The sequence below is a fragment of the Bacteroides sp. An269 genome, from assembly GCF_002159755.1.
In the GTDB taxonomy this organism is placed as follows: domain Bacteria; phylum Bacteroidota; class Bacteroidia; order Bacteroidales; family Bacteroidaceae; genus Phocaeicola; species Phocaeicola intestinalis.
Genome location: NZ_NFJG01000040.1, coordinates 21,628 through 31,102 on the forward strand (window position 1 = coordinate 21,628; position 9,475 = coordinate 31,102).

13 protein-coding genes are annotated in these 9,475 nt (G+C 46.2%); 3 read left to right on the forward strand and 10 right to left on the reverse strand.

Features of this window, described 5'->3' with window-relative positions:
* Positions 1-9: 9 nt before the first annotated feature.
* Both B5F71_RS09495 and B5F71_RS09500 read right to left on the reverse strand, forming a co-directional pair.
* Positions 10-480, reverse strand: a complete 471-nt coding sequence (locus B5F71_RS09495) for a hypothetical protein (RefSeq protein WP_022038815.1) — start codon at positions 478-480, stop codon at positions 10-12.
* Positions 477-707: a DUF2007-related protein gene (locus B5F71_RS09500; protein WP_022038814.1), complete on the reverse strand. Its 231-nt coding sequence runs from the start codon at positions 705-707 to the stop codon at positions 477-479. Before B5F71_RS09500 ends, B5F71_RS09495 begins: the two co-directional genes overlap by 4 nt.
* Positions 708-856: 149 nt before the next feature.
* Here B5F71_RS09500 and B5F71_RS09505 point away from each other — a divergent pair, with 149 nt between their 5' ends.
* Both B5F71_RS09505 and B5F71_RS09510 read left to right on the forward strand, forming a co-directional pair.
* Positions 857-2,107, forward strand: coding sequence for a glutamate-5-semialdehyde dehydrogenase (locus tag B5F71_RS09505; RefSeq protein ID WP_087209646.1), 1,251 nt, complete (start codon positions 857-859; stop codon positions 2,105-2,107).
* 27 nt (positions 2,108-2,134) lie between these two features.
* Positions 2,135-3,097 carry an acetylornithine carbamoyltransferase gene (locus B5F71_RS09510; protein WP_013617457.1) on the forward strand — a complete coding sequence of 321 codons (963 nt, stop codon included), beginning with the start codon at positions 2,135-2,137 and terminating at the stop codon, positions 3,095-3,097.
* A gap of 97 nt (positions 3,098-3,194) precedes the next feature.
* Here B5F71_RS09510 and B5F71_RS09515 read toward each other — a convergent pair whose 3' ends face one another.
* From B5F71_RS09515 to rpmH, 7 genes are all read right to left on the reverse strand, one after another.
* Positions 3,195-3,593: a rhodanese-like domain-containing protein gene (locus tag B5F71_RS09515; protein ID WP_087209649.1), complete on the reverse strand. Its 399-nt coding sequence runs from the start codon at positions 3,591-3,593 to the stop codon at positions 3,195-3,197.
* A gap of 14 nt (positions 3,594-3,607) precedes the next feature.
* Positions 3,608-4,273: a NigD-like protein gene (locus B5F71_RS09520; RefSeq protein WP_087209650.1), complete on the reverse strand. Its 666-nt coding sequence runs from the start codon at positions 4,271-4,273 to the stop codon at positions 3,608-3,610.
* On the reverse strand, positions 4,270-5,424 hold the full coding sequence (locus B5F71_RS09525) for a 1-acyl-sn-glycerol-3-phosphate acyltransferase (protein ID WP_087209653.1): 1,155 nt from the start codon (positions 5,422-5,424) through the stop codon (positions 4,270-4,272). The genes B5F71_RS09520 and B5F71_RS09525 overlap by 4 nt, the downstream gene beginning before the upstream one ends.
* 116 nt (positions 5,425-5,540) lie before the next feature.
* Complete coding sequence (locus B5F71_RS09530) at positions 5,541-6,521, reverse strand: D-alanine--D-alanine ligase (RefSeq protein ID WP_087209656.1); 981 nt, start codon at positions 6,519-6,521, stop codon at positions 5,541-5,543.
* A complete protein-coding gene (locus B5F71_RS09535) occupies positions 6,518-7,588 on the reverse strand; it encodes an RluA family pseudouridine synthase (RefSeq protein WP_087209660.1) in 1,071 nt (356 codons plus the stop codon). The genes B5F71_RS09530 and B5F71_RS09535 overlap by 4 nt, the downstream gene beginning before the upstream one ends.
* Before the next feature lie 22 nt (positions 7,589-7,610).
* Entirely contained in the window at positions 7,611-8,249 is a 639-nt protein-coding gene (locus B5F71_RS09540) for a PASTA domain-containing protein (RefSeq protein ID WP_022038807.1), read from the reverse strand.
* 119 nt (positions 8,250-8,368) lie between these two features.
* Entirely contained in the window at positions 8,369-8,530 is a 162-nt protein-coding gene (gene rpmH, locus B5F71_RS09545; protein ID WP_022038806.1) for a 50S ribosomal protein L34, read from the reverse strand.
* A 191-nt stretch (positions 8,531-8,721) separates the two neighbouring features.
* Here rpmH and efp point away from each other — a divergent pair, with 191 nt between their 5' ends.
* Positions 8,722-9,288, forward strand: coding sequence for an elongation factor P (gene efp, locus B5F71_RS09550; RefSeq protein ID WP_022038805.1), 567 nt, complete (start codon positions 8,722-8,724; stop codon positions 9,286-9,288).
* Here efp and B5F71_RS20770 read toward each other — a convergent pair.
* A partial coding sequence (locus B5F71_RS20770) for a hypothetical protein (RefSeq protein ID WP_206423834.1) occupies positions 9,289-9,475 on the reverse strand: 187 nt, incomplete at its 5' end.

A 9,475-nucleotide genomic window follows, 5' to 3' on the forward strand; every position in this document is an offset into this window, starting at 1 on the left:
TTATGAGGGTTATTCTTCAAGGGTAAAACTTTTCAGTATGGTTTCAGGAAGTGGGTCGGCAGGGTCGGTGTATACAATAGAAACATAGAAGCCGCTCGTGTCTTCTTTGGTGAGCAGGTAACTGTACAGACATTGGTCGCTTTCACAATTTCCGCGTAGGAACACTCCGTAGAATTGCGGAAGTTCGAAATCGACGGTAGGGCTTTGCTGGGTCACTTCGTCATCTGTCGCAACGTTTTTCAATTCTTGGGCTATTTCTGAACGTTGAATGCCTTCACCGTCGAGCAGTTGCACTGTGATGAAATAAGTGGGGGTGCTGATGATGTAACCTTCTTCCGAGTCGTCTTCTACGGTATAGCCTGCGGGTGCCTGGAAGGCAATCCCGTAGGCTTGCCATGCAGCAGGTTGTAAACTCTCGGCACTTACGTCGCTTATGGCAAGTGTGATGATAAGAAGAAATGCCACGACAATTGTTTTCATACCTGTCTCCGTTCTACTACTTTTCGTGCATATACTTCTTCTTCCTTATTCACCATAACCAATACTTCTCCTCCTATTCCGGAATAAGGTGAGGTTACGGCGGAAAGAGTTTCGTCTTTCAACATTGCTGATACGCCTGCCGATTCCAATAATCCTTTTATCAGTTCGGCTTCCCACAGACCACCTCTGTAGACTTCTACTAATGAACCATACGATTTTGCTTCCATAACTGTATATTTTTAGTTTATCTATAACCAAAGATAGGAAAGTTTTATGAAAAGAGGAAATTAATGGGCAAAAAAGTATCGGATTCATCGAAAGAATCTTACATTTGTGTGGATAAAAAGGACTTGAATGTGTAAAAAGGAATAAGTGTATGAATATTACCGACACCTTACAGAAAGTGAGACAAGCGTCGCGCATGTTGCCTCTGCTGGAAGAAAAACGTATCAATGAAGTGCTGCGGGCTGTATCGGAAGCTATTATCAGACAGACTGATGACTTGTTGAAGGCGAATGCCGAAGACTTGCGGCGCATGAATGAGAGTGACCCGAAATATGACCGGTTGAAATTGACTCCCGAACGTTTGAGAGGCATCGCTTCGGATATGATGAATGTGGCTTCGCTGCCTTCTCCATTGGGCAGGATATTGGAAGAAACGGTGCGTCCTAACGGATTGCGCCTGAAAAAGGTGAGTGTGCCTTTCGGGGTTATCGGCATTATCTATGAAGCGCGTCCCAATGTGAGCTTTGATGTGTTCTCGCTGTGTTTCAAGAGCGGAAGCGCTTGCGTATTGAAAGGCGGGCATGACGCGGATTGTTCGAACCGTGCCATCGTATCTTTGATTCACGAAGTGTTGCAACGGTTTAACTTGGATGCACATCTCGTGGAACTCCTTCCGGTGGAGCGGGAGGCTACGGCGGAACTGCTTCATGCCGAAGGGCTGGTCGACTTGATTATCCCTCGCGGGAGCAAAGGATTGATAGACTATGTGCGCCGTGAAGCCACCGTGCCGGTTATCGAGACAGGGGCAGGTGTGTGCCATACGTATTTTGATGTAGCGGGTGACTTGAAAAAAGGTGCTGCTATCGTGAATAATGCCAAGACACGCCGGGTAAGCGTATGCAATGCGTTGGATTGCTTGCTGGTGCACCGGGAACGTCTGGCGGACTTGCCTGAACTGTGTGCACCCCTGCAGGCATCGCAGGTGATTTTGTATGCGGACCGACCTGCCTGTCAGGCACTCGAAGGGCATTATCCCGCCGCATTGCTTTGTCCTGCCTCGTCGGAAAGCTATGGCACGGAATATATGGATTATAAAATGGCAGTCCGTACCGTGTCGGGTATAGAGGAAGCACTTGCCCACATCGATACCTATAGTTCGAAGCATAGCGAATGCATTGTGACGGAGGATAAAGATACCGCTGCTTATTTCCAGCGCATGGTAGATGCGGCATGTGTGTACGTCAATGCACCCACATCGTTCACCGATGGTGCCCAGTTCGGGTTAGGGGCTGAGATTGGCATCAGTACGCAGAAGCTCCATGCCCGTGGGCCGATGGGCTTGCGCGAGATTACCACTTACAAGTGGTTGATAGAAGGAGATGGACAGATTCGAGATAATTAATAATAGACAATTAATAGTTATAACTGTATGAGAACTTACACGAATGTATTTGACCTGGGCGACCTGAAGACCGCCCTTTCCGAAGCTTTTGAAATCAAGAAAGACCGGTATAAATATGAGGCATTGGGCAAACACCGCACTTGCTTGCTGATATTCTTTAATAATAGCTTGCGCACACGGCTTAGTACCCAGAAAGCCGCACGCAACCTGGGCATGGACGTAATTGTGCTCGATGTGAACCAGGGAGCATGGAAGTTAGAGACCGAACGGGGCGTGGTGATGGACGGAGACAAGAGTGAACACTTATTGGAAGCTATTCCGGTGATGGCATCCTATTGCGACATCATCGGTGTACGCTCGTTTGCCCGTTTCGAAAGCCGTGAAGACGATTATACCGAAAAGATATTGAATCAGTTCATCCAGTATTCGGGCAAACCGGTGTTCTCGATGGAAGCGGCTACGGGACATCCGCTTCAGGCTTTTGCAGACTTGATAACCATTGAAGAATATAAGCGTACAGAGCGTCCGAAGGTGGTATTGACATGGGCGCCTCATCCGCGTGCCTTGCCTCAGGCTGTGCCCAATTCGTTTGCCGATTTCATGAACGAAGCCGATGTGGATTTTGTGATTACGCATCCTCACGGTTACGAACTCGACCCGAAGTTTGTACGTGGCGCCAAAGTAGAATACGACCAGATGAAGGCTTTCGAAGGAGCGGATTTCATTTATGCAAAGAACTGGGCATGTCCGGGCGTGACCAATCCAGCCGATTATGGTAAGGTATTAAGTAAGGATATGAGTTGGACGGTAGATACAGCGCACATGAAGGTGACGAATGACGCGTTCTTCATGCATTGCCTTCCGGTGCGCCGCAACATGATTGTGACCGATGATGTGATAGAGGCTCCTACTTCGTTGGTAATCCCTGAAGCTGCGAACCGTGAAATTTCGGCAACGGTCGTGCTGAAGCGTATGTTGCAAGCGTTGTAAGTTAATGTAAGTTAATGGTGAATAGTGAATAATGAATAGTTAATAACGAATGGCAGAAAACACTTCCCACTATTAACTATTCATTATTAACTATTAATTATCTCTCCACTTCCTTGCCGTATTCTTTCCAATTGTCAAATCCTTTGTCGAGGTTGTAGACTTTATATCCTAAGTTGGTAAGGATGCGGGCGGCGTTCCGGCTTCTGCGTCCGCTTTTGCAGTATACAGCCACAGGACGGTCTTTGTCGAGCATTTCTTCGGAAGCAGCAGCAAAATGGTCTTCCAGTGCATTGATGTTCAAGCTGCCCGGAATGTGCCCTTCACTATATTCTGCTACCGTACGCACATCTACCCGTTGCACGTTTTCATCTTGAATCAAGCGGTCGAACTCATCGGCTGTGAGATTCTTGAATTTGTCTTGCGGTCTGGCACTGCATGCCATCAGTCCAAGCAGGCAAACAATTACGAAAAAAAAGAAATAAAGTGGTTTAATCATAAGTAAGGAATTTTTTAATAGGTGAATTCTCTGTAGGTTTGTCCTTCTTTATAAGTATGGATGCGGAAGCATATTTTGTCTCCGGTGCGCAGGGTGTCTTGGTAGTTTCGAAGCGGAGCGGAGAGGTAAGTCAGGTTGGTGAATGCTTCGTAATCCTGGTTGCTATTATGGAAAAGCCGTAGGTATAATGTACGTACGCCTTGAGAATCGGTAGAGATGCTGTCTTCAATGAAATGGAAAGCATGTGTCTGGTCTTTCCGTTTTACTTCTGCTATCAGATTCAGGTAATTGCCTGAAAGCCATATACTCTGAATATCCACCGGGTCGGTATAGATGCTGTCTTTCCATTCGGATGCTTTAGCCGGATAGGGTGAAATGACGATTTTGCTGGAATAGAGCATTACTTCCGCTTCGCTTGAATTGGTTTTTTCCGTTAGAAACTGATAAATAGATACGGTGCGGTAGATGGTGTCGGCGTGAAGTCCGTTTAGACCTTCACGAGGCTGCACGGCATAACGCTTCCCATTGTCTGCCACCAAGTGGGTGATTGTTCCGCTTTCGTCTGTCTGGATATCAATGAATTCGGTAATGACATTGGGGTAGACATACGTTTCTTCTTTGCAGCTTCCGGCAAGAAGCAGGCAAAGAAGAAAGGCGATAGGGAGTATCCGTTTGTTCATGCCTCTAATGCTTTCAGGTGGTTGATGGCCGGATTGGCATACATGGTCAGGATGCATTGCCGCAAGAACGGGATGTCCTTATTCGGCAAATCAATCAGGGCGAGTTTCTTTTGCAGGTATGCTTCGAATTTCGCTTGGTCTTTCTCGTCATACTTTCCGGCAAATTCGTGTTTCCCTTCCAGCAAGTCGTATGCGATGTAATTACCAGGATATAAGCGGTAATTACGGTGTATGTGCAGATCGATAAGTTGGGCTGCTTTTACGAAAATCTCGTTCTTCGGCAATCCGCGCAAGGTTTCCAGTTCTTCGTTGAGGCAGGGAGCCGTTTGGAAATAGACTCTGCCTTTATATCCGAAGATGCCCGTCTGCATATTGATAAGGTCGTCTTGTTGCGTTTTCTTGAATCCTTCGATATCTCGCTTTTGCTGCATTTCCTTGGCTTTCAGGAAATCGCACGGGTCGTATTCATACGACAAGGAAGTGGGAACAATGTTCAGCTCCTTCAGGTAGTCGATGGTGTCTCCTGTGCTTCCCAGTGCCAGCATTTTCAGTACACTTTCTTGTGTCCGGTCGTTCGAATCCTTAGCGCGTCCTTCCCGTTGGGCTATCCATACATTTTCTTTTTTCTGTGTAATGGCAAAATGAATATAGCGTGACATGCGTGCAGATGAAAGTAACATCTGGCGCATACTGAGGGCACGCTGCACGATGAATGATTTGTTCACTCGTACCAGTTTCTTGATCCATGGGTAGATAAGCAGGTTGTCACCGATAGCTATTTCTACTGTAGTAGGGAAATGGTTGTCTAGCAGTCCGAGGGAAAGAAATCCAGGGTCGAGCACGATATCACGGTGATTGGATATGAAGGTGTAGTTCTTTTCCTTGTCGGTCAGTGAAGAAGCATTCAGTGTGAAGCCGTCGCTGTGTTCTTTGATGATTTGGTGCAGCAACGGATAGAATATGGTTTTTTGTACTTCCAGGTTGTTTTTGCACTGGTGCAGCTTATGGCTCAGCGTATCAAGAGGCATGCCTGGCATAATCAGGCTGATGACAGCCTGAAAAGCGGGGTCGGCAAGTAGTTCATCGAATATCTGTGGAAGCTCTTCTGGGGTATACGGACGTATTTCATCGAATTCGGCTGGAATGTTCATGGCGTTTGGTTTTAAATTTTGTCTTCAAAGGTAAGCATTTTAAATGAAGAATGAAGAATTAAGAATGAAGAATTCCATGCAGGCAAAGCAATTCTTCATTCTTAATTCTTCATTCTTCATTCCGAGAAGTTGTCTTCTATGATGTCGGTCATAATTTCTTCCATATTGATGCCTGCGGCACGTGCTTGCTGTGGAATGAAGCTTGTTGCGGTCATTCCCGGAGTGGTGTTGATTTCAAGCAAGTTGATTTTTTCGCCTTCGGTGATGATATAGTCTACACGTACCAATCCTTTGCATCCCAGAATATCGTAAATGGCAGAGGTGAGCTTTTGTACGCGTCCGGTCAGTTCGGGGCTGAGACGTGCAGGGGTGATTTCGGTCACCTGTCCGTTGTATTTGGCATTGAAATCGAAAAACTCGTTCTTGCTGACCACTTCCGTGATAGGCAACACCACCGACTTGTCCTGTGTCTTGTAGCATCCGTTCGCCAGTTCAATGCCGTCCATATAGGCTTCTATCATGGCGTCATCCGATTCGGCGAAAGCCGCTTGCAGGGCAGGTTGGATTTGTTCTTTGGTTTTCACCTTGGTTACGCCGAAGCTCGAACCGCTGGCATTGGGCTTGATAAAACAAGGCAGTCCGATTTTCTCGATTACTTCTTCATCGCTGATGCCGTTCCGTTTGTGTACCAGCATGGATTCTGCGATACGTATCCCGAAGCTTTTCAGATATTGGTTTGTCATGAACTTGTTGAAAGTCAGTGCGGATACCAATACGTCACACGTGGAGTAAGGGATGCCGAGCAGTTCGAAATAGCCCTGCAGGATGCCGTTCTCGCCCGGTGTGCCGTGGATGGTGATGTAGGCGAAGTCGGGCTTTATCTTTTGCCCGTTCTCCATAAAGCTGAAGTCGTTTTTGTCGACCGTGCTCTTCGAGCCGTCTTCCAGGATGGCATTCCAGCCTTTGTGTCCCAACTCTATGGTATATACTTTATAAGTTTCTTTATCGATGAAGGAATAAATTCCTTCTGCACTTTTCATGGAAACATCGTGTTCCGATGAGTCTCCTCCTGCTACGATAGCAATGATACGTTTCATGATTCTTCTCGATTACTGATGTATGCTCTCCATTTTTCCAGCAAATGTGTCATGTCTTCGGGCAATTCGGAAGTGAAAAACAGTTCCTTGCCTGTGCGGGGGTGAACGAATCCCAGTGTCTTGGCGTGCAGCGCTTGCCGGGGACAAATGGCGAAGCAATTGTTCACAAATTGTTTGTATTTACTAAAATGAGTTCCTTTCAATATTTCGTGCCCTCCGTAACGCTCGTCATTGAACAGTACGTGTCCGATGTGTTTCATGTGTACACGTATCTGGTGCGTGCGTCCGGTTTCGAGTACGCATTTCACGAGGGTGACATATCCCAGACGTTCCAGTACCTGATAATGCGTTACGGCATGTTTCCCTTGCGTAGGGTCACTCATCACCGCCATCTGCATACGGTCTTTCGGGTTACGCCCGATATTGCCCTCGATGGTTCCTTTGTCTTCATCAATGATGCCCCATACCAGTGCATTGTATTCACGTTTTGTAGTTTTGTTGTAGAATTGCATGCCCAGATGGGTTTTGGCATCCGGAGTCTTGGCTATGACCAACAGGCCGGACGTGTCTTTGTCTATACGGTGCACCAGCCCTACTTGTGGGTCGTTCGGGTCATACGTAGGCACATTGCGCAGGTGCCAGGCGATGGCGTTTACCAACGTGCCGTGATAGTTTCCGCAACCCGGGTGTACCACCAGTCCTGCCGGTTTGTTTACCACCATCAAGTCGTCGTCTTCGTACACAATATCCAGAGGGATGTCTTCGGGGATAATGTCGTTTTCATACCGGGGACGGTCCATCATGACGGTCAACACATCAAGCGGCTTTACTTTGTAGCTGCTTTTTACGGGTTTCCCGTTTGCCATGACGTATCCGTTGTCAGCAGCCGTTTGGATACGGTTGCGCGAAGCGTTGACGATACGTTCAAACAAGTATTTGTCGATGCGTACCGGTGTTTGCCCTTTGTCTACGGTAACCCTGAAATGTTCGTATAATCCGGACGAGGAGTTTACCGGTTCGATATCGTCCAATGAGTCGTCCAGCTCAGTGATGTCGTTTTCTTCCATTCGTCTGTCTGTATTGTCTTTTTTAGAACCAAGAGTCATCTACTTGTGCTTCGCTTTCCTGTTCCAGGTTGAGTCCTAAAGTATCGGTAGCAAGGGAGTCACGCAGGTGAGTGTTTCCGATGCACAACGTCAGGACAGCCTCGAATGGCACTTTGTCACCCGACTTCAGGCTCTTGCCCCGATATTTGATGCCATATACCCAGTCTTGTTCTCCAGGTACCAGTTCCGGTTCGGTCAGTTTGAATTTCATGGCTTTCAGCTTTGCAGCAGCCTGACGTACGGAACTGTTGTCGATAATGTCGGGGATTCGCACACGGGGAACCTCCCGTGTGTTTATAGTAAGATATATGGTGCGTCCTTCTTTTACGCGCATGCCTCCTTCAGGCTTTTGTTCGAGTATGATGCCCGGAGAGAGTTCTTTCACGTATGTAGAGTCTACCACTACGCCCTGCATGTTTTGGTTCTGAAGCAAGAGTTGTGCTTGCTCCAATGACTTGTGCTTGACGTTGGGGACAAGATACGATTGCCCATGATGTGTATAGGCATCCAGCCAGAACAATGTTCCGCCAATGGCTGCCAGAATCACTACCACCATTCCGATGATGTTCAGCCAGAAGAAGCGGTTTTGCTTGAACGAGAAAAAATCTTTCAGCTTTATCATAATCTTAGTCTTATGAAAATCAGTCTTTGGTTATGCCTGCAAAGATACAATAAAAAAGAAAAGCCACAAAACACTGTCTCAGCATCTTGCGGCTCTTAGCTTTTTCTTTTGTCTCGGACTTATGCTTTAACGCCGTTATATTCGTCAGAGACAGTCAGTTTCTTACGACCTTTAGCGCGGCGTGCAGCCAATACGCGGCGGCCATTAGCAGTTGCCATTCTTTCACGGAAACCGTGTTTGTTTTTTCTCTTTCTGTTCGAGGGTTGATAAGTTCTTTTCATTTTTCGTATCTAATTATGTTATTATTCCATGCGTTCGGGCTGCAAAAGTAGTGACTTTTTTTAAATAAACCAAATGGCTAAATCATTTTTAGACAAATCTTTTTGTGTTTTTTCGTGATTTAGATTAATTTTGCACCCGAATTGATAGTGATGAATACAAATCAATAATAACATAAATAAAGAATTCAGTTATGATTAATGCTCAAGACATTAAGATTGGAACCGCAATCCGTATGGATGGCAAGTTGTATTTTTGCATCGACTTTTTGCATGTAAAACCGGGTAAAGGAAATACCTTTATGCGTACGAAGCTGAAAGATGTGGTAGACGGATATGTGTTGGAACGCCGCTTCAACATCGGCGAAAAGCTGGAAGATGTACGTGTAGAGCGTCGTCCTTATCAGTACCTTTATAAAGAAGGTGAAGATTATATCTTTATGAACCAGGAGACTTACGAACAAGTGCCCATCGCTCGCGACCTGATTGAAGGCGTTGATTTCTTGAAAGAAGAAATGGTGGTAGATGTCGTATCAGATGCTTCTACAGAGACTATTCTCTACGCTGAATTGCCGGTGAAGGTACAGCTGAAAGTGACTTATACCGAACCGGGTTTGAAAGGTGATACAGCTACCAATGCCACCAAGCCTGCTACGGTAGAAACAGGTGCTACCGTACGTGTGCCTTTGTTTATCAACCAAGATGAAATGATTGAAGTGGATACACGCGATGGTTCATACGTTGGCCGTGTAAAAGCTTAATCAGGTATATACCTTATTATATATAGGCTGCGTTTTCGGTAAGGGGGAATGCAGCCTTACTTTTTTAGAGCCTGTTTTAGAAGCTGTTTTGAATTTCTCCAAAAAGTTTTTCTTGTCTTGATGTATACGTTTTCGTGTGTGCTTTGGGCGATTTTTTGGTCTTTTTCGCTCCTGTTCTTCGTCAGAT